This is a genomic window from Pedobacter sp. 01N310 (genome assembly GCF_056399805.1).
This window is the reverse complement of the sequence record NZ_JBFTSB010000009.1, coordinates 34033-55589: the sequence shown is the minus strand read 5'-3', so window position 1 is coordinate 55589 and position 21557 is coordinate 34033. Positions and strand designations below refer to the sequence as shown.

Annotated in this window: 15 protein-coding genes; 6 read left to right on the top strand and 9 right to left on the bottom strand. The window is 39.1% G+C overall.

Annotation, left to right across the window (positions count from 1 at the left end; translation table 11 throughout):
- Window positions 1-21: 21 nt before the first annotated feature.
- On the bottom strand, window positions 22-2280 hold the full coding sequence (locus AC1DNH_RS17855; protein WP_477608770.1) for a glycosyl hydrolase family 95 catalytic domain-containing protein: 2259 nt from the start codon (window positions 2278-2280) through the stop codon (window positions 22-24).
- A 136-nt stretch (window positions 2281-2416) separates the two neighbouring features.
- The gene (gene holA / locus AC1DNH_RS17850; RefSeq protein ID WP_029275124.1) at window positions 2417-3439 is read right to left on the bottom strand and encodes a DNA polymerase III subunit delta; all 1023 of its coding nucleotides are present in this window, start codon (window positions 3437-3439) and stop codon (window positions 2417-2419) included.
- Between the two features lie 204 nt (window positions 3440-3643).
- On the opposite strand from holA, the gene AC1DNH_RS17845 reads away from it, so the two are divergent.
- Window positions 3644-4102 carry a type I restriction enzyme HsdR N-terminal domain-containing protein gene (locus tag AC1DNH_RS17845; RefSeq protein ID WP_477583891.1) on the top strand — a complete coding sequence of 153 codons (459 nt, stop codon included), beginning with the start codon at window positions 3644-3646 and terminating at the stop codon, window positions 4100-4102.
- 663 nt (window positions 4103-4765) lie between these two features.
- On the opposite strand, the gene AC1DNH_RS17840 is transcribed toward AC1DNH_RS17845, so the two are convergent.
- The 4 genes from AC1DNH_RS17840 to AC1DNH_RS17825 all read right to left on the bottom strand — a co-directional run bounded on the left by AC1DNH_RS17840 (window position 4766) and on the right by AC1DNH_RS17825 (window position 12087).
- Complete coding sequence (locus AC1DNH_RS17840; protein ID WP_477583889.1) at window positions 4766-5959, bottom strand: Gfo/Idh/MocA family protein; 1194 nt, start codon at window positions 5957-5959, stop codon at window positions 4766-4768.
- A gap of 335 nt (window positions 5960-6294) precedes the next feature.
- Window positions 6295-7659, bottom strand: coding sequence for a 3-keto-disaccharide hydrolase (locus AC1DNH_RS17835; RefSeq protein ID WP_477583887.1), 1365 nt, complete (start codon window positions 7657-7659; stop codon window positions 6295-6297).
- Between the two features lie 63 nt (window positions 7660-7722).
- On the bottom strand, window positions 7723-9078 hold the full coding sequence (locus AC1DNH_RS17830; protein ID WP_477583885.1) for a Gfo/Idh/MocA family protein: 1356 nt from the start codon (window positions 9076-9078) through the stop codon (window positions 7723-7725).
- Window positions 9079-9420: 342 nt separating this feature from the next.
- Window positions 9421-12087: a valine--tRNA ligase gene (locus tag AC1DNH_RS17825; RefSeq protein ID WP_477610481.1), complete on the bottom strand. Its 2667-nt coding sequence runs from the start codon at window positions 12085-12087 to the stop codon at window positions 9421-9423.
- A gap of 210 nt (window positions 12088-12297) precedes the next feature.
- On the opposite strand from AC1DNH_RS17825, the gene AC1DNH_RS17820 reads away from it, so the two are divergent.
- Window positions 12298-12720 (top strand): DoxX family protein, encoded by a 423-nt coding sequence (locus AC1DNH_RS17820; RefSeq protein WP_477579002.1) that lies wholly within the window; start codon window positions 12298-12300, stop codon window positions 12718-12720.
- Window position 12721: 1 nt separating this feature from the next.
- Here the strand turns inward: AC1DNH_RS17820 and AC1DNH_RS17815 are convergent, their stop codons facing one another.
- Window positions 12722-13357 (bottom strand): Uma2 family endonuclease, encoded by a 636-nt coding sequence (locus AC1DNH_RS17815; protein ID WP_477579003.1) that lies wholly within the window; start codon window positions 13355-13357, stop codon window positions 12722-12724.
- A gap of 189 nt (window positions 13358-13546) precedes the next feature.
- On the bottom strand, window positions 13547-15532 hold the full coding sequence (locus AC1DNH_RS17810; RefSeq protein ID WP_477610793.1) for a heavy metal translocating P-type ATPase: 1986 nt from the start codon (window positions 15530-15532) through the stop codon (window positions 13547-13549).
- A gap of 347 nt (window positions 15533-15879) precedes the next feature.
- On the opposite strand from AC1DNH_RS17810, the gene AC1DNH_RS17805 reads away from it, so the two are divergent.
- The 3 genes from AC1DNH_RS17805 (at window position 15880) to AC1DNH_RS17795 (ending at window position 19594) form a co-directional block, all read left to right on the top strand.
- Window positions 15880-17913 (top strand): M13 family metallopeptidase, encoded by a 2034-nt coding sequence (locus AC1DNH_RS17805; RefSeq protein ID WP_477579007.1) that lies wholly within the window; start codon window positions 15880-15882, stop codon window positions 17911-17913.
- A 381-nt stretch (window positions 17914-18294) separates the two neighbouring features.
- Entirely contained in the window at window positions 18295-19107 is an 813-nt protein-coding gene (locus tag AC1DNH_RS17800; protein ID WP_477579008.1) for a DUF2625 domain-containing protein, read from the top strand.
- Window positions 19108-19129: 22 nt separating this feature from the next.
- Window positions 19130-19594 carry a DinB family protein gene (locus tag AC1DNH_RS17795; RefSeq protein ID WP_477579010.1) on the top strand — a complete coding sequence of 155 codons (465 nt, stop codon included), beginning with the start codon at window positions 19130-19132 and terminating at the stop codon, window positions 19592-19594.
- 40 nt (window positions 19595-19634) lie between these two features.
- Here the strand turns inward: AC1DNH_RS17795 and AC1DNH_RS17790 are convergent, their stop codons facing one another.
- Window positions 19635-19973: an MmcQ/YjbR family DNA-binding protein gene (locus AC1DNH_RS17790; protein WP_477579012.1), complete on the bottom strand. Its 339-nt coding sequence runs from the start codon at window positions 19971-19973 to the stop codon at window positions 19635-19637.
- A 303-nt stretch (window positions 19974-20276) separates the two neighbouring features.
- Here AC1DNH_RS17790 and mnmC2 point away from each other — a divergent pair, with 303 nt between their 5' ends.
- Window positions 20277-20939 carry a tRNA (5-methylaminomethyl-2-thiouridine)(34)-methyltransferase MnmC2 gene (gene mnmC2 / locus AC1DNH_RS17785; protein WP_477579013.1) on the top strand — a complete coding sequence of 221 codons (663 nt, stop codon included), beginning with the start codon at window positions 20277-20279 and terminating at the stop codon, window positions 20937-20939.
- Window positions 20940-21557 lie beyond the last annotated feature (618 nt).

Sequence of the window (21557 nt, the reverse complement as noted above, 5' to 3'; positions counted from 1 at the left end):
GTTTAATTGAATTTAAGGGCATTATTCATAGCCATTTTCAAAAACGATGGTCTGTTGTTTTTTCAGGCTCACTTCGGCAATTCCATCATCGCCCATTTTTACAATCTCAGCAGGTACATCTCTTACCACATAGGTTTTGAAAGGCAGCTTAATTCTAAGTACACCCGCTTTTTCTGCGTATACTTTTACTTTTGTTGGCACACCGTTTTCTTTATTTCCGCTTACTAAAAAGGCGCCTTCAGCACGTAAATTATTAAAAGCTACATCTTTCCAGCTTTGTGGTACAGCGGGGAATGCCTGTATATAACCATTTCTGCTTTGTAATAAAAGTTCCTGAACGCCCTGTGCAAAGGCAAAATTGCCTTCTAAAGTAAACGGGCGGTAGGTGAAGTCTGAGTACTGCCCTCCTTTTTGATCGCCATTTAAATGAAAACTGTTCGGCGAACAGAAGTTGGATGCAAAAATTTCCAATTGCTTTACCGCCTTATCGGCTTGGTAAGCCCTTGCGTATATAGAAGCCATCCAGCTAAAAGAATAACCACACCATGCTCTTGTACCAATTTCTTCTAACCGTTTTAAGGAGTTATCAATAATGGCTTTATCCTGCTGGTGGTTAACATCCAACAAATCGAGCGGATAAATGGCCATATACTGCGACATGTGCCTGTGCGAGCTTGTTAAATTAGATCCAGGGGCGATGGTAAAACCAGTTTCATTTATTTCATAACCCGGTAACTGATTCAGCATTTCCGCCCAATGTTTGCTTTCGTCTATCTTACCTTTTGCCATGCTTACTTCGGCCGCAGCTTTAAATAAAAATTTAGCTAAGGCCAAATCGAAATTGGTCCAGTTTAAGAACCAGGCTTTAATACTGTTATCATTATACTCTGGACTAGAGCTTAAAGGCAGTGAACGTTTGCCATCTTTCAACCTTGTAATGTTCTCCAGATAGGTTGCAGCTTCATGTATATACGGATAGGCTCTCTTTTTAAGAAACGCTTTATCCTTGCTATATTTCCACTGCCAATAAAAATGTTGTGAAGTCCATGCGCTTACGGTTGGCGAAAGCGAATACTGGATCCACCCACCCATTGGGTCACCATTTAATGTAATTACGCCCGGAACATTTAAACCCTCAACACCAAAATATTGCTTGGTATAAGTAAGATTTCGTTCTCTGATTTTCCATAGCCAATCGGTAAAAGTGGCTCCTTCGGCCAGGTGGTTAGCGGTATAAGTTGGCCAATAACTCAATTGGGTATTCAAATCGTTATGAAAATCGCCTTTCCAGGGTGGCAAACTACCGTTATCGGCGGTCCAAACGGCTTGTAAAGTTATGGCCGGTGCGCCTTTTCTGGCTACACACCCTAATTTATACATTTCTAAATAGTATTGTTTTTGAATAAGCTGATCCGGAACAGAGATATTCGATTTATTCCAGAAATCCTTCCACCATTTGGTATGAGAATCCCAACCTGTTGGCTCTTTCGCCGCTGAAGGAATACCAGGTAATTTTGCAGCTTTATCATTACTAATGGTCCATGAACCGATTACATTGCCATTAGCCACTGTTTTCCATTGAACCAACACTTCATAATAGTGCCCATCATAAGTAGGCTGACGGTAACGGACACTATTTGCAGTATTGGCAACTGTTCCTTTTGCATAACCCAATTTCTGTAAGCCCTCACCTGCATGGCTGTTGTCGCCTTTTTCTATTAAATTATTGGCGTAATTATGTACAATCAAATTAGGTATAATCGTTGTAGATTTAAGGTTTTCGAAACTAAAATAGCCCTGCTGCTGGGCGGCATGGATATAACAGTTAAAAACAGTACCATTTTCAAATTTTACCGTATTTAAAGCCGTTTCGATATCCAATTCGTTCGATACTACCTTCCCTAGTTTAGCAATATCAAATTCCATTGCCGCAGCTGGCAATTTAGTTGGATATGGGCTTCTATCATAAGGTTCATCGCCTATTTTTTGAACGGCGGCATAGTTGTTTTGATGAACCTGCTCTTCTACCCACTTAAAATTAAGCTTCGAGATATCAAGCGCCTTGCGTTCATCCCACAGATCTGCACGATCTAAAGAAAGACGTAGTTTATTGTTCTTTTCCCATATTAAAACGCCTAACATACCATTCCCCAAGGGCATGGCTTCATCCCACCTGTTGGCGAGTTTAGGAAAGGAAAGATTATAAGGTTTTAATGATTGGGCATAACCTGCGAAAGAAAAGCACAGGAGTAAAAAGAATAGGGTAAATTTAGTTTTCATTTGTTTGTTTAGAAATGGTTAGTACCTGTGGTAGTGTATCAATTTCTAAAATAATGATATTAAATTACAATAAAATCGCTAAAATTTGCGCAAACGTTTGATGGGTAATATAAAACAGGAAATTGCGAAAAAAAGATTAGTGTACAATCTTGAAAACGAGTTCTTTTAAGAGTTCTCCATCTTCAACATTTCCGGTACTATCTAAACCTTTGCTTTTTAAATCGTATTCGCGGAGTAAACCGATCACCTGGAAAACTTTTCCTGTGTTGTAATTTCTTGCAGCTACCTCATAATCTTTAACAAAGAATGGAGGCACACCCAAAGCTGATGCCGCATCGGCCTTATTGGGGATATAGTGATATTTTAGAAGCTTAGTGAAGTAACCACCTAAATTGGCCAAAACCATTACTGTTGGGTTGGCTTTAGGGTTGCTGGCGAAGTAATTGATAATTTTATTGCATTTCAGCACATCGCGGATGGCCAGTGCCTTCTGCAGTTCAAAAACATTATATTCTTTACTAATGCCTATGTTTTTCTGAACCAGATCGGTATTAATGGTTGTCTCTTTCGGAACATTGAGCATTAACTTTTCGATCTCGTTGGCAATTTTAGAAAGGTCGGTTCCTAAATATTCGGCCATTAAAGCCGATGCCTGCTGATCGATCTTGTAACCTTTATCTTTAATAAATTCTTCAATCCATGGCACCAGTTTATAATCGCGTACAGGATCTGACTGAAAAATCAATCCGCTTTTATTAATGGCTTTGTAGATTTTTTTTCGTTTATCGAAGTTCGCATACTTAAAAGCCAAAACCAATATGGTACTCGGTAAAGGTTTTTCAAAATAGTTGAGCACAAATTCGCCCTCTTTACTGCTCGAATCTTCTTTGCCCCACTTTAAATCCTGCGCTTCCTTAACAATTACCACCTGATAATCAGACATCATCGGGTAACGCTTTGCAGCACCCAAAACCGTAGCCATATCGGTATCTTTACCATACAAAACAGTCTGATTGAAACCTTTTTCGGCATCGTTCAATAACTTATCTTCAATATAATCTGTTACTTGATCGATATAATAAGATTCTTCTCCATGTAATAAATACACCGGTTTGAATTTTCGGGCTTTGATATCTTTGATAATTTCGGCAGCAGTCATTGCCCGTAAAATTACGATTTAGGTTTAACGATTTGGGTAAATGTTTATAATTTAAGAGATACTATATCTGAGATGTTAGATAGGAGATTTCCTTCCATATCTTAGAATTAATTAACTTTGCACGATAATAATTGATGGATTGTTCCATTGTTAACGGAGAACTTCCAACTGTTAACTGAAAACTGATTACTGCCAACTGAGAAAATGTTCAACCCTACCCCGCTTAACCTACCGCCATATCCATTTAAAATTACCCAAAAAGATGATCTGGTTTTTATTTTCGATGAGTTGAGGAAAAAGCACCTGGTGCTTACGCCCGAAGAATGGGTCCGTCAGCATTTTATACAGAACCTGATTTTGGAAAAGAAATTCCCACGCACATTGATCCAGATTGAAGGTGGTTTGGTGCTAAACCAATTACAAAAGCGAAGTGACATTTTAGTGTACAATACGGCTGGCGAAAAGCTGATGTTAATTGAATGTAAGGCACCCAAAGTAAAGATTACGCAATCGGTTTTCGATCAGGCATCACGGTACAATTCTATACACCAAGCCAAATGGATTGTGCTAACCAATGGTTTGCAACATGTTTATGCGAAGATGGACCTTGAAAAAGGTAAGTTTAACTTCGTAAAGGAAATGCCAGAGTATTTGGGCTTGTAAGGAGTGTTTGTCATCCTGAGGCACGAAGGATCTGCAGCCTATGGAATACTTGCTCAGTATAACATAAAATCCATATCATCTTATACGATTGATGGAAAGCAAAATCAGTAGTATTTGGGTTTGTTCCTGCCCCGCTCCCGCTTCTGCCAATTGATCCCGATGCAAAATCGGGAGGCATCTCGCTTTGATCGGGTTTAAGTGGCACGGTAAGTAAAGATATTAGGGTTTGTAGGGAGTATGATAACCTCGCCATTCATATATCGATCATTGAGACACAACCAGTAGAAAAAAGATCCTTCGTACCTCAGGATGACAATCACTTTAATTGCGTTTTCTGAATCATGCTATGCAATCTTCAATAGTAGCAATACCCCCTTCCGATTATAAACCTGATTGACGCGAAAATCCTTTTTTGTCATCCTGAGCGGAGTCGAAGGGCAAAAAAGATTGGAGCAGAAAGCAGGACGAACCTTAAAACAAACTACAACAATTGCTTTTCCCCCAAAAAAAATTAGGAGCATTAAAAATTCTTTCATTTTCCGTCATTGCGAGGAGGAACGACGAAGCAATCTTACAACGATCGCTATTAATCTATCTTTTAGATTGCTTCGTCGGCTGAAAAAGCCTTCTCGCAATGACGATTTTGTGCAGATGACAGATCACCTAAACACTATATTCCGTCTTCCAAACCTGTTTATTCCCGCTATAAATGGCTTCGTTACACATGGCCACACAGATAGCCGCCTGGGTTCCGGTATTGATATTTGATACTGGTTCTTTCTTGGTTGTTATCGATTTATAAAATTCATCTAGAGCATAATTTGTACCATCAATGGTGGCTTTATCCAAAATCGGGATTCCACCATCTTTATTTACCACAATCTTTGTGGCCCCAGTTACACCATCAACTATGCCTAATTCTTTTTTGGCACTTTCTTCAGGATAGAACAAACCGGTGTTGGTAAGCAAAGAAACCGAACCTTTGGTGCCTTTTATTTTAAACAGGTAACCATCATGTGCATTGCCACAAGTGGCTCCAAAATTGCCGATCATACCTTTTTCGTTATAACGGAGAATGGCCTGAATATTATCGTAGGTTTCGCGCCCATCTTTAAACACATCTATCCCACCCGATCCCATAATTTCATCAGGCTGCGTTTCGAAAGCCCAATTGATAAAATCGATTTGGTGCGATAAAAGTTCGGCGGCTAATCCGCCAGAATACTCTTTATACATCCGCCAGTTGATTTTACGTTCTAAAGCTGGATCTGGCACTGCCCTACGCCAATTGCCGTTACGGTCCCAACGGCAATCGATCTGGCTAACCTTGCCCAAATAGCCACTTTGGATCATATCCTTCACCTTAAAATACAAAGGCGAATAACGATACTGATAACCCACCTGAAAAACCTGATTGGGATATTGTTTTACCAGTTTTTTAAGTTCGAGTGCCTGGGCAATATTGTATGTCATGGTTTTTTCTACATACACATGTTTGCCAGCCAGTACCGCATCTTTGGCAATTCTGAAATGTTCGCTTAAAGGTGTGGCAATAAAAACCGCGTCGATTGTTTTATCGTCTAAAACTTTGTGATAATCTTTTAGGGCCTTTGCATCCGCAGGAACATACTTTTCGGTTTCCTTAAGCCTAAAATCGAGTAAATCGCAATAAGCTTTAATTTTATACTTTGCAGGCATTGATTTAATTACCGACAAAACACCTTTGCCACGATCGCCGCAACCAATCATTGCCACATTAATAATTTCATCAGCCACTAAATTAGCAAAACCCTGATTACCAACAAGTAAACCAGAGCCTAACAAAGTAGTATGTTTTAAAAAAGATCGACGATGCATGTTATAATGATTAAAATATTACTTATTATTTAATTGGAGCGCGCAACTCCTGCTACTATTAAAGGCTAGTCCCGCCAATGCTACAATCTTTTTGTTGCCAGCATTTGCAATATTAACGAAAATGCAACAAAAAAGTATTTTCGCGTATGTTGGGGCTATTTAAATCTTTCAGTGCCTTTAGGCCAGTTTGCAATGCAAACCGTTAACAATAAACCCGATCCGATAGCTATCGGATGAGCTAAATAGCCCACAGTGAGATACGAGCGAGGACTATATGCGAAAGCGGGACTGCAGGCCGCCATATTGAACCAACGCTCATTTTCAAGTCATTAAACTTATAAATTCTTGATTTTAATGGTCCTGAAATCCACCTTATTTCCATGGTCCTGCAATAGGATATGTCCTTTTGGTGCTTCACCAAAGTTTTTCCAGTCTTTATATTTACTAATGGCAACCAGTTTTTTAAATTCTTCAGAGCCACGGGTATATTCTAAAACTTTAACGCCATTTAAATAATGCTCTACTTTGTTATTTGGGTATACCACCAAACGGCCATTGTTCCAGCTTCCAATAGGGCGCAGGTAACGGGCTTCTTTTTTCGAAGTCATTAAATCGTATAGCGAAGCCAAGGTACGGTTTCCATCTCTGCCCAATTTTGCATCAGGGTGTAAAACATCATCTAAAACCTGATACTCGAGACCAATAGCAGAACCTGTATTTTTTTCGCTTAGGGTAACAAAATATTTTACGCCACTGTTGGCACCTGGGGTAAGTTTAAACTCGAACGACAAATCAAAAGCTGCATATTCATCCTTGGTTACAATATCGCCGCCGTTGGTCGATTCTGCACCACCCGATGGCTCTACACTGATAACGCCATCGGCAATCTTCCATCCTTTGGCAGGGAAAGTAGTTTTATAAGCACCAACCCAACCTGTATTGCTTTTACCATCGAACAAAAGTTTATAACCTTCCGATTTCTCGTAAGCAGATAACGTATTCGGCGTTAAATTAACCGTATAAATTCCTTTTGGAAAAGCTTTGGCTTTTAAGCCCTCTGTTTGAATGTTAATGTTTTTGAAATAAACTTTCTTGCCATCATTATCGAGGTTATTGCCAATACCATGAACCTGCAAACCGATAAATCCTGATTTATCCAAAGTATCAATCACGTAGGCAACAGGTGCGCCATTTACCCAGGTTTTGGTTTCGTTACCAATACATTCTATTTTGTAATGGTTAAACTCATTCTTTTTATACAGCGGTTTTGCCGATGGGTTAAGTTCTAAAGGATATAGCCATAATCTTCTGGCTTCGTCGTAAATTCCCCCGGTCCATGCCCTTGGTGTAGGGTCTATTTCTACCTGCCTGCCAAAAACCAATCCTTTACCGTTGTTTCCTTCTGGTTTAATATGGCTGCGTGTTTGCACGCCCGAGTTGGTGGTTTCACCTTCCAGCTTCACATCGAGTTCTAAAATGAAATCGCCATATTCTTTTTCAGTGATTAAGAACGAATTTGGTGTGCCTTTGGTCATCGTTCCGATAATCATTCCGTCTTCAACTTTGTACGGAGCTGCTCCTGCAACTGCTTTCCAACCGGTTAAGGTTTTGCCATCAAATAATGGTTTAGCTTTTTGGGCAGCGGCTGATAAACTGATTAGCGAAAGGGCTAGAATACTATATTTTTTTAAATTTAACATGATTGGTTTAGGGATTTTATCTTTTATTGATTGAGAGGTATCCTTCCTCGCTATGATAACATTTTAATATTTAAATACTTTTCCGTTTGCGATTACTTCTTGTCTGCTTTCATCGAAAATTGCTTTTGCACCTGTTCGTACCGCAGCATTGGTCATGATATTGGCAATAGAATGTGAATAACCGGCTTCAACAGGTGCATTTGGTGTTTTACGACTACGCACACATTCCATCCAGTTGCGCATATGGCCAGAAGTTAACGCATCACCACCCATATTTGCTCCTGTAGCCGCTTTAATTTCGGTTTTACTTAAATCAAATTCTGGCAAAAGATTGGCTTTTAAGCCCATGGCCGCAGCTTCTCTCTCCTTTAAACCACCTTTTGGCGATACTTTATTGGTAATTAAATTCAACTCGCCACCGTTAGAATAATAAACCTCTCCCACATCGCCCACACTATTCTGCATTCTTGACGTAAAAGTAACCTGGAAACCATCTGTAGTATCAGGCTGGCCATAATCGAATACGGCAACCATCGAATCCCAGTTTCTACGGCCATCTTTCCAGGTGTAAATACCTCCGTTTGCCACTACACTTCGCGGATGTTTTAAATTGGTAAACCAATGTACGGTATCAATCTGGTGCGACATCCATTGCCCTGGCATACCTGAAGAATATGGCCAGAACAAGCGGTATTCTAAATATTTTCTTGGGTCGAAGGCTTCGTTTGGTCGGTTCAATAAGAATCTTTTCCAATCGATATCTTCTTCTTTTAATTTGGCTACTAAATCAGGTCTGCGCCATCTGCCTGGCTGGTTTACATTCCATACTAAATCTACAGCAGTTATCGGCCCAAATTTTCCATCCTGAATAAATTTTGCTGCATTGGTATAATTCTCTCCACTCCTTCTTTGCGAACCAATCTGCACAATCTGTTTGCTTGCTTTAACGGCTTTAAATGCCGCTTTCGCATCGTCCATGGTTTCGGCAAAGGGTTTTTCTACATAGGCGTCACAACTGGCTTTTACGGCCTCGATGGTGTGAAGTGCATGCTGAAAATCGGCAGTACTGATAATTACGGCATCAAGATCTTTTGTAGCATAAAGCTCATCGTTGTTACGGCAGGCTTTAATATCGTGACCAAATTTTTGTTTTAAATGGGCAATTCCTAAATCTCTCCGGTAGTTCCATAAGTCAGAGAGACCAACAATGTCGAAGTTTAATTCCTTGTTGTGGTTCAGGAAACAAGGCAAAAGGGTGTCTTTAAAGCGATCAGAAAACCCAACAACGCCCACGCGTACCCTATCATTTGCACCGATGATGCGTCCATAACTTTTGGCGCTCATGCCCATGGTACCTGCATAGGTTGCTGCAGCAAATATTGCCGATTGCTTAATAAATTTTCTTCTGGAATTTTCCATTTGAGGATATTAGGTTAGATTAACGCTTAAATAGTTTACGATCTGATAGATCGTTTTAACAAAATCTAAAATATGGTTAATAAAAACAAACCATAAATATTCGCAAGTAATATTTTTGACACCTTATCTTGAAATAATGGCTTACAATCGTATTAACCTTAAATAAATAGCCAAAAAGCCAATATTTAAGGCAATAGCATGCTTTTATCGATATCTAGGAAAACGTTTGAAATAATTTATTCTTATTTAGCTAGTTTTAATTAACTGTAAGTAAAAAAGCCTTTCAGAAAATAATCTGAAAGGCTTTTTAGGGTTACGATCGCAACGGCTGTAAAGTTATTATTATCCTAAAACCGCTAAACTTTCTTCAATAATTTTGATTTTAGCTTCAGCGTCGGCTTTTTTATTCCGTTCGTTTGCAATAATTTCCGGTTTTGCATTCTGTACAAAGCGTTCGTTGCTCAATTTAGAATCTACCGACTTTAAAAAGCCCTGTAAATACACTAAATCGGCATTTAAACGCTCACGTTCCGCTTCTACATCAATGTTTTCTGTCAGAGGGATGAAAAATTCATCTTTGCCAGCCATAAAAGCAGTTGCGCCGACAATTTTATCGTTTACAATTTCCGCTTCTGATACATTGGCCAATTTGAAAACAATGTTCAACCATTTTTCATAATCAAGATCAGAATTTATTTTGATGCTTAAAGGCAACGCTTCTTTAGGAGAAATTTGCTTCTGGTTCCTAACATTTCTAATTTCGGCTACCACGGTTTTAATTACCTCTGCATCTTTCAATAATTGCGCATCAAAAGCCCCGCCTTTCGGGAATTCTGCAACAATACAGCAATCCATTTCTCCACGTTCGGCAAACAGATCATCATGCCACAGCTCTTCAGTTAAGAAAGGCATGTTCGGGTGTAATAATTTGATGATATTTTCGAAGAAACCGACTGTAGCTTTAAAACTCTCCGCATCAATCGGTTGCTGATAAGCTGGCTTAACCATTTCTAAATACCAGGCACAGAAATCATCCCAAACCAGTTTGTAAGTGATCATTAATGCTTCCGATAGACGGTATTGCTTAAAGTTAGCTTCAATTTCTACCAAAGCTTCGTTAAAGCGGTTTTCGAACCAAGATATGGCCTGGGTATTTGGGTTCGTTAAGCTTTCGTCAACTTCCCATCCTTTTACCAAACGGAAAGCATTCCATATTTTGCTGGCGAAATTACGTCCCTGTTCGCAGTAACTTTCATCGAACATTAAATCGTTTCCGGCAGGTGACGACATTAACATCCCCACACGAACGGCATCGGCACCATACTTTTCGATCAATCCAATCGGATCAGGTGAATTACCCAACGATTTAGACATTTTACGTCCTAATTTATCGCGTACAATACCGGTTAAATATACATTCGTAAATGGTTTTTTACCCATAAACTCATGTCCGGCCATAATCATACGGGCCACCCAGAAGAATAAAATTTCAGGCGCTGTAACCAGATCGTTGGTTGGATAATAATAATTGATGTCTTTATTTTCAGGATTTTTAAATCCGTCGAAAACCGAAATCGGCCATAACCATGACGAAAACCAGGTATCCATCACATCGTCGTCCTGTCTTAAAAATGGCTCTAACTGATGTTTGAATCCAGCTTTTTCTGTTTCTGAACAGCTTTCATCCAAATGTTTTTTCTTCCAGAATTCTTCTAATGCTTCATCTTTAGTTTTAGCAACCACCCAATTCCCTTTATCATCGTACCAGGCCGGGATTCTCTGGCCCCACCACAACTGGCGACTAATGTTCCAATCGCGGACATTCTCCATCCAATGGCGGTACGTATTTTCAAATTTATTTGGAATCAGGTTTACTTCTCCATTTAATACATCATCCAAAGCTGGTTGTGCCATTTCTTTCATCTTCACAAACCATTGCATGGAAAGTTTTGGTTCGATAGCGGCATCTGTACGTTCAGAAAAACCAACCTGCGATTTATAATCTTCAACTTTGTCCAAATGCCCAGCTTCTTCCAGCATTTTAGCAATTTTTTTACGGGCAACAAACCTGTCTTCGCCCACTAAAATAACCGCTAATTCATTTAAAGTTCCATCATCGTTTAAGATATCGGTAACTGGTAAATTGTGCTTAACGCCAAGCTCATAATCGTTCAGATCGTGCGCTGGCGTAACTTTTAAACAGCCTGTACCAAACTCAATATCAACGTATTCATCCTCAATAACCGGAATTTCATGATTAATCAGCGGCACAAAAACCTTTTTACCTTTTAAATGTGTAAAACGTTCGTCGTTCGGGTTGATACAGATTGCTGCATCGGCCATAATCGTCTCCGGACGGGTTGTAGCTATCGTTAAAAACTGGTCTCCCGTTCCCGAGATCAGGTATTTAATGTAATATAGTTTTTGATTTACTTCCTTACGGATTACTTCTTCGTCAGAAACCGCAGTTTTACCAGCTGGATCCCAATTTACCATACGGATACCACGGTAAATCCAGCCTTTTTTGTACAAGTGGATAAATGAATCGATCACCGCTTCAGAAAGATCTTCTTCCATGGTGAAACGGGTACGGTCCCAATCGCAACTAGCACCCAGTTTCTTTAACTGTTCTAAAATAATACCACCGTATTTCTCTTTCCACTCCCAGGCATATTTCAAAAATTCTTCACGCGAAAGATCTTTTTTGTTAATCCCCTGCTCCTTCAACATCGCCACAACTTTTGCTTCAGTAGCAATAGAGGCATGGTCAGTCCCTGGCACCCAACATGCATTTTTACCTTGCATACGGGCTTTACGGATCAATACATCCTGAATGGTATTGTTAAGCATATGCCCCATGTGCAGCACACCAGTAACATTTGGTGGTGGAATGACGATGGTGTAAGGTTCGCGTTCATCGGGTTCGGAGTGGAAAAATTTCTTCGATAGCCAATAGCTATACCATTTATCTTCTGTTTCTGCAGGATTGTACTTGGTGGATATGCTCATGAAAAATTATTCAATATCAATTTGAGTGGCAAAAATACGTTTTTAAGGGCAAAAATTAAAGCAGAAATCGTTTGAAAGCAAGCATAGAAGTGAAATATTATAGTAGAAGCGCCCACTATTTAATTCATCTTTCCGTCGATAATTGTATTTTAGTGTACACCAAATACTCATTACAAAGATTTGCTCCGCCATAAAACCATTTAAACTACCATGACTCCAAAAAACCTCAAAATTGGCTATGCCATATTGCGTGTATCAATAGCCATCATTTTATTATCACACAGTGTGTTTGGCATGTTTGATGGCGGAATTAATGATTTTGGCAATCTCTATTTGAATAAAGTTGGGTTCGCGCCTTATGGGATAGCAATTGCCTGGCTAATTAAACTGTCGCATGTAGTTTGTGCAGTGCTTTTAATCATGAACAAATATATCCGAGCAGCATGTTTTGCAACAATTATCGTATTGATTATGGGAATAATTATGGTACATTTTAAGGAAGGCTGGTTTGTTGTAGGTGGCGGAAGAAACGGCATGGAGTATAACTTCGTACTCATATGCATATTAACCGCTATTATGTTTTTGAATGCTGATTCGAACGATACAACACAAAAATCAAAAGTGAAAAAATAAGTTATTCGATATCCTCAAAAACATCATCTAATTCCAATTCAAAACCTGGTAATACCGATGAAGTTATTTTTTCGCTGTGGGTAAATATTTTAGAAGGCTGAAATTTGCCCGAATCATGAAGGGTGTAAATGAGGATGCTTTGATCGCTTTGGCTAACCACCCAATATTCTTTAACACCAAATTCTTCGTAAACGCGGTATTTATTAAGCAGTTCCATTTTGGTATTGCCAGGAGATAAAATTTCTATAACAAGATCGGGAGCACCGATACAACCGCGGGCATCTAGTTTACTTTTATCACAAACAACACAAATATCGGGCTGTAATACCGTATATACATCCTTATCAGCTTTACTTTCTTTTGGAAAACGGACATCGAACGGCGCAGAATAAACTTTGCATGGTTTGCCTTCTAAAAAATTACCAATTTTCAAGAAAATATTACCGGCCACTTCCTGATGCATTCTTGATGGCGCAGGACTCATTTTAAAGATTTTACCTTTAATCAGTTCTACTCTTTCAGGAAAAAGCCAGTTTAAATAATTAGAATAGCTATAAGTTAATGACGCATCAAGTTCATTGAATTGCCTTACGGGCTCATCATCGTTTAAAACTGGATATGAAACAGGTTTAGACATAAACGAATATACTAATTTTTATAGTAATCCGGACTTTCTATTTTCCAACATATCTTAATACCATTAACAAGTTTTCAGTTGGCAATTGGCAGTTATCATTGGACTAATGAAGCAGTAAATCAATATTTTAATCTAAAGTCGCTAATCCAAGTTCAGTTAACCGATTAACCAATTTAAACAATTAACCAATTAAGAAAACTTCATTTTCTGTATTCTCACCGCATTTAAAATGGCCAAAAGTGCAACACCAACATCAGCAAAAACGGCCTCCCACATGGTGGCAATACCACCGGCACCTAAAATTAAAACCAATGCTTTTACCGCGAATGCCAATACGATATTCTGGATCACAACCTTTTTGGTTGCCTTACCGATTTTAACCGCAGTTGCAATTTTAGAAGGCTGATCGGTTTGGATAACTACATCGGCCGTTTCAATAGCAGCATCGCTCCCCATTGCCCCCATGGCAATACCAATATCGCTAATGGCCAATACAGGCGTATCATTTATTCCATCGCCCACAAAAGCCACTACCTTACTTTTATCACTTTTAATTTCTTCAAGCCTGGCTACTTTATCTTCAGGTAATAAATCGCCAAAATAAGTATCAATACCTAAAGCAGTTGCAACTTTTTTAACGATTGAGGTTTTATCACCGCTCAGCATCACTACCTGTTTTATTCCGTTTTCGTGAAGCTGCTTGATGGCTTCTGCAGCGTCTTCCTTTATTTCGTCGGCAATTAAAACATATCCTACATATTTTCCGTCAACGGCAATAACCACAATACTTTCTTCAATAGCTGTAATCTTGGCATCAAAGGCAATATTAAATTTCTCTAAAAGCTTTGTGTTCCCAGCCAAAACCGCTTTGCCATTTACGGATCCCTTTAAGCCCATTCCAGCAATTTCCTCAATATTTTCGGCGGGATGAATTTCTTTCTGGCCTGCGTATTCTACAATGGCCTTGGCAATTGGATGGGTTGATTTTGCTTCAACAGCAGTTAATAAATTCAAAAATGTTGCTTCATCGATACTGCTTTCTACTTTCTGAACCTTAAAAACACCTTTTGTCAAGGTTCCGGTCTTATCCATTACAACGATATTCAGCTTGGTAATTAAATCGAGGAAATTAGAGCCTTTAAAAAGAATCCCATTTGCCGATGCAGCACCAATGCCACCAAAGTATCCTAATGGAATAGAAATCACCAGCGCACAGGGGCAAGATATTACCAGGAAAACCAGTGAACGATACAACCAGGTTTGGAAATGATATTCGCTTCCTAAAACCAAAATCGGGATAGTAACCAGCGCGAGGGCTAAAAAGAAAACAATTGGTGTATATATTTTAGCAAACTTGCGAATAAAGAGCTCGGTTTTAGCTTTACGCGTAGTGGCATTCTGAACCATTTCCAAAATGCGCGACAACGCACTATCGGCAAAAGCCTTGGTTACTTTTACTTCGATTACTTTATCCAGATTAAGCATTCCGGCCAAAATCGATTCGCCCTTAATAATTGTACGCGGTTTACTTTCGCCCGTTAAAGCGGCGGTATTAAAACTGCTTTTATCACTGACCAGTTCTCCATCCAAGGGGATTTTCTCACCGGCCTTTACTTGTATGGTCTCGCCAATTTCTACCTTTTCGGGATTAACATCTTCGTATTTTCCATTACGGAATACATGTGCTATATCTGCGCGAACATCAAGCAATGCTTTAATATTCCTTTTGGCACGGTTTACTGCAGCCATTTGAAACAATTCGCCAATGGTATAAAAAAGCATTACCGTTACACCTTCTGGGTATTCGCCAATGGCAAAGGCACCGATTGTAGCGATAGACATTAAAGAGAATTCGGTAAAGAAATCTTTGGCTTTAAAAGTTTCCCAAACCTCACGTAAAACCGGAATACCCACAGGTAAATAAGCTACTATGTACCAATAAGACCGGATGATCTGAAATGCAGGAACTGTAAATAGATTATCAAACACAATTCCGATCAGCAGCATAACCAATGTTACAATGGCTGGCAGATAAGTTTGAAAGGCCGACGGATCTCCACCATGATCATGGTCGTGTTCGTCGCCTTCTTCGTGTGCATGATCGTGGTTATGTTTTGGAGCGGAATGTACTTTACTGCTGCAACAGCTATCTTCTTTATCGTGTGAGTGGCTCATTATATCTATTGTATGCTAAACATCATTTTTATTTATTATCGATAAAACCTCGCAGGTTTAGATAACCGTTTTCAAATTTATGGAAAATAAAATGTTTTATCCCGAATCGTTCTTAATAGCAATAATTTTTACAAGCGCACAATAAATTTTGTTAAAAATTGTTAATAGTGTATAAAAGATTTAAAATCATGAAATCTATTAAAATTTCTTTTTCAGCGTCCGAACTTATTAGGCGACTTGGTTTAGCAAAAATTTACTACTGGTTTAACAAGTAATATTCTTAATATATAACACCAGTATTAATTAGTATTTCATAAATTTCGCATAATTACTAACTTATTAAGCGAATGAAATACCAAAATTTGAAAAGATGTTTTGCGGCGCTAGGTATAGTCGCTGCAGGCTTTTCTGCAAATGCACAGACTAAAAAATTTATCGACCCTGCTAACATGGATCTTTCCGTTAAGCCAGGCGACGATTTCTACACCTACGCAAGTGGTACGTGGGTAAAAAACAATCCAGTTCCTGCTAAAGAAACGCGTTGGGGTTCGTTTAACGAACTTCGCGATTTCAACATCAATGCTGTTAAATCTTTGGTAGAAGATGCAGCTGCTGATAAATCTGCTCCTGCAGGTTCGGTGAAGCGTAGAGTTGGCGATTTTTATACGGCTGCCATGGATAGTGCAACCATAGAAAAACTAGGCTATACGCCAATAAAAGCGGATTTAGAGAAAATTAAGCAGATTAAGAATATTCAAGGTGTGCTAGATCAGGTGGCTTACATGCGAACCAATGGTTTAGGCGGTGGAATGTTCGGTTTGGGTGTTGGCCAAGACCGCAAGAATGTAAACAAGTACATGGTGAATATTGGTCAGGGCGGCACAACACTCCCCGATCGTGATTATTATCTGAAAGATGATACCCGCAGTGTTAAAATACGCGAGGCTTACAACACCTATATGGTTACGCTATTTACCTTAACAGGAAGTACCCCTGAAGAAGCAAAACAAAAAGCGGCAACCGTTTATAATATTGAAAAGCAATTTGCCGAAGCGCAGATGAGCCGTTTAGAAATGCGTGATCCTTACGCCACCTACAACAAACTTACCGTTGCAGAACTGAACAAAAAAACTCCAGACATTAACTGGACAACCTATTTGCCTAAATTTAAAATCAAAAATCAAGATACCGTTCTGGTTTCATCGCCTAAATTTATGGCAAGCCTGGACGGAATGTTGAAATCGGTTCCTGTTACCGATTGGCAAACTTATCTGGAGTGGAACATTTTAAAAGGTTCAGCATCGAGCTTAAGTTCTCCATTTGTTAAGGCAAGTTTCGCTTTCACACAGGCACAAACTGGTCAGAAAGTACAAACACCACGTTGGCAACGCATGTCATCTTTAACCGATGGCACTATTGGCGAATTATTGGGCCAGCTTTATGTAGCCAAGTATTTTAAGCCGGAAGCTAAAGAGCGTATGAACCAGATGATTGTGAACTTGCGTAAAGCTTTCGAAATCAGAATTAATGGTTTAGAGTGGATGAGCCCTGAAACCAAACAAAAAGCATTGGCTAAGCTCAATGCATTTACACCAAAAGTGGGTTATCCGGAAAAATGGAAAAACTACGATGGTTTAGTAATTAATAAAGACACCTACTTCCAAAACTTACGTAATGCAAGTGTTTGGGGTTACAACGAAATGGTTGATCAGTTAGGTAAACCTGTAGATCGCAAACGTTTTGGCATGACCCCTCCAACGGTTAATGCTTATTACAGCCCTACCCTGAACGAAATTGTTTTCCCTGCAGGTATTTTACAGTTTCCTTTCTTCGATCCAAATGCCGATGATGCCGTTAACTACGGTGGTATCGGTGCGGTAATTGGTCACGAAATGAGCCATGGTTTTGATGACAGCGGAAGTCAGTACGACGCTGCTGGTAATTTAAAAAACTGGTGGACAGCTGAAGACAAAGCCAAATTTGATGCTAAAACAAAAGCTTTAGGCGAGCAGTTTGATGGTTATACCGTATTGGATACTGTTCATGTAATCGGTAAATTGACTATGGGCGAAAACATTGGCGATTTAGGGGGCTTAAACGCGGCTTATACTGCTTTTAAAATGACTAAACAAGGTCAAAGCAATGAGAAAATTGATGGTTTTACGCCAGATCAGTGTTTCTTCCTTGCCTGGGCGCAGGTGTGGAGAGGTAATATTTTACCAGAAAGTGCCGCTCAGTTAATTAAAACCGATCCACATTCTCCAGGACCGTACCGTACTATCGGTGCACCTGTAAATATGGATGCATGGTACAATGCTTTTGATGTTAAACCTGGCGATAAGTTATACAAAAAGCCAGAAGACAGAATTAGAATGTGGTAGATTGAGGTGGAGGGTTAAAAGGTGGAGTGTTTAAGGCTTTTTCACTCAATAGTCAATTATTTTATATCATCCCTATATGACAAGCGCCCCGATTTATTGGGGCGTTTTGTTTTATTAGCGTGGTGTAAGATGTTACTATCTGGCACTGGCTGAAATTTTCAATTCATCGAATTAATCAATTCTTTTTTAGGCGTGGTGTCGGATGTTACCATCTGACACTGGCTGAAATTTTCAATTCATCGAATTAATCAATTCTTTTTAGATGTTGAATAAATCAGTCGGATGGTAACATCCGCCTGCACGATTAATCAAAAATTATCCCGCTCCTTTCAACAATTCTTAATTATCATTCTATCTTTGGAAAACATAAGCCCCTTTTTCATGAGAAGCGCATTCAAAACAATTCTTATTCTAAGTTTAACTTTATTCTCTTCAATAACCTTTGCTCAAGAGAATAATTTAATCAGTCTTGAAGCATTGGTAAATAAAACCGATCCGGCATGGCCGTTGGTAAAAAAGTGGATCGATTCTGCCAAAAACAAGGTGGAGATTTTGCCAGTTGATTCTGCAAAAGCAAAAGAAGTTTTATATAACTCACAAATGACAACCTATGCTACACTTGGCTCGGTAATTTACAATACCGGAGGCATTATGGTTGATAACGGCTGGATTAGAATTTTAGGTTCGGGCAGCGAAAGATTGAGCCGAAATGTTGCCGAATGGAACAAAGGAAAAACCATAAAGGAATATGGCGATAACATCCCATACCTGTTAATTGCCGATGACGCTGTAGGTGGCTTCTTTGCCATCAATTATGGCGGCCTGGGTAAAGACATTAAAAACGTGTATTACCTGGAGCCTAACAGCCTAACCTGGCAACCGCTTGGGGCTGGCTATGGTGAGTTTCTTGTTTTTTGCTTTGATAGTGATCTTTCTAAATTTTATAAAGGCTTACGTTGGAGCAGCTGGAACCAGTTTATTGCAAATCTAGATGGCACCAAAACCTATAGCTTTCGGCCTTATTTATGGGAAGAAGGAACCGACATTGATAAATGTACACGGAAACTTGTTGGGATTGAAGAAATGTACCGTTTTAATATCATGAAGTCGAAAGAACTGAATGCTGATAAAGGCATAAAAAAAGACGATACACAAAAGAAAGAAACCAAAGAGGAAACCAAAAACGAGCAGTAAATCACCATCTATACAACAATTAATGTCTAATACACTTGCTACCATCGCCCAGATTAAAAACACCAGAATTTTTATTCTGGAACTGGTAAAAGATTTGAGCATCGAGCAATTAAACAAAATCCCAACAGGTTTTAACAATAACATCATTTGGAATATCGCCCATTTAACCGCGGCGCAGCAAAATATGTGTTATATAAGATCTGGACTTGAGATAATTGTTGAGGAAAAATATTTCAGCCCTTTTTTAAGCGGGACAAAGCCTGAAAAATTTATTGGACAGGAAGAGATCGATTCTATTTTCGATGCGCTCTTAAAAAGCATGGATCGTTTAGCCACTGATTACTCGAGTGGTGTTTTTCTAAAGTTCGATCCTTGGGATAAACGTTATGGCATGAAATTAAACTCGATAGAAGATGCAATAAACTTTATCCCTTTCCACGAGGGTATGCACATTGGCTACATTATGGCTTTAAAGAAACTTGTATAGGGCCTTGCATTGAAGATATTTCCATTCTTCAGTTTAAAATTTAAGCGTACTTTGCCTGTGTTTTCTTAGGTAATTTAGCTAAAACCATCGCCCTCGAATCAGCCACTCTTTTTTTCAGTTCTGTTTCATTAAATACCTCCAGGTTATCAACACGTACCCACTGTCGTTTAGCCATATGGTGGGCCTGTTGTATGCCATCTCTAGCCGTTAATGCATCAAACTCTTCAGGATCACACTTTATAGAGAAACTGTTATCTTCATCAATAGCGATAATGAAATACATTTTTTCTTCGATCATGAAGCATAAATGTCCCCATTTCATTCCCTCGGTTGTACCAGGTAAATTCAAACAATATTCTCTGAAAGATTCGATATCCATTTTAGGGTTTAGGGTTTAGGGTTTAGGGTAAGATCAAAGCTAAGAACAAAAGATTAAAGCTGAAAGGACAAAGAGAAAATTCAGAGGAAGGGAATCCGAAGACTAAAGCTAAAAGACTAAGGACTAAAGCGGGTTAACTTTCCTCCTCCTATCTCTGGCTAGTTTATCCCTAAATCCAGAAATCGTTTAAATGCTGCATTCATATCTACACCATGATCCTGAAATCCAAAAATCATATTAATCCTATATCTATATTTGCATCATTATCTTGAAAAAATCCAAGAATCCTTAAAATCCTAGCTCATGAATATTATAACCCCTACTGCTGATGGTTCGAATACACTTTACAATGAAACTATAGGTGAACATTACCACAGTAAACATGGCGCATTACAGGAAAGCAAACACGTATTTATTGATGCAGGACTAAAATTCTCATCTGCCAATTTAACTGAAATTTCCATTTTGGAAGTTGGTTTCGGCACGGGACTGAACTTTATTTTAAGTTTCGAATATTGTGCGGCAAATAATATTAAACTTAACTATACCAGTATCGAAGCGTTTCCGCTTACTACAGATCTAATTGAGCAAACAGGTTATGCCGCGTATGTTCCTGAAGCAGTATGGGCCGATTTTATTTCAAATTACCCTGAAGCGTTAAAAACACCTCAAAAATTAACTTCGCTTTGCACCTTAGAAATTCCGCATACTACCTTGGCCGAATACCAGAGCGACCAAAAATTTGATGTGATTTACTACGATGCCTTTTCTGTGCAGCACCAGCCCGAAATGTGGAGCGATGAAATTATTGCACATGCCTGCAGTTTCTTAAAACCAGGCGGAGTTTTTGTAACCTACGCCATTACCGGAAAGCTGAAAAGAGCCGTTAAAGCCTGCGGATTTACCATTGAAAAATTACCTGGTGCTCCAGGGAAAAGGGAAATGCTTAGGGCCATCAAAGGTTGAAGGTTAAAAGGTTAAGGGCATGAGGTTTTTAGATAATTAAAAGAACTTTAATAATAGCATTTACAAAAATTACGACATAAGAATGCTTCGGCGGGCGCTTGCCCAGCCTCGCATCCGATAGCTATCGGATAACAATTTGTTGTTTAAAAGCTAAAACATACCCTAACTTAAGGTTCTTTTTTTGGAAAGCTTAGCAGAAGCTATTGGTTCTCTGCAGTCCCGCTCCCGCTTCTGCCGATGAAATATCGGCATCTCGCTTCGATCGGGTTTAGGAGGCTAAAACAGTACTACTATCTGTGGTAAAATAAACCCGACCGACAGCGTTATCCCGATTTGAGTATTATTTTATTTATTGGTTTATCTATCGGGATTAAGCAAAGGGCGGGACGGGTTTAACCAAAGTACTACAGGCCTTGCTTTTCTAAAAAAATAGAACGCATTTTAATTTATGGAGAAAGATTGTTTTGGCTCCGCTTATCTTGCCTCGGCAATGAACTGACTAAAGTAAACCGATCGGCAAGGGATAACTTTAAAAGTGAAGTTGATTGCTTTCCAAAAAATATCATCTCATTTTGACATAATTTCGACCTCCTACAAAAACTGCTGGCTCCAAGATTT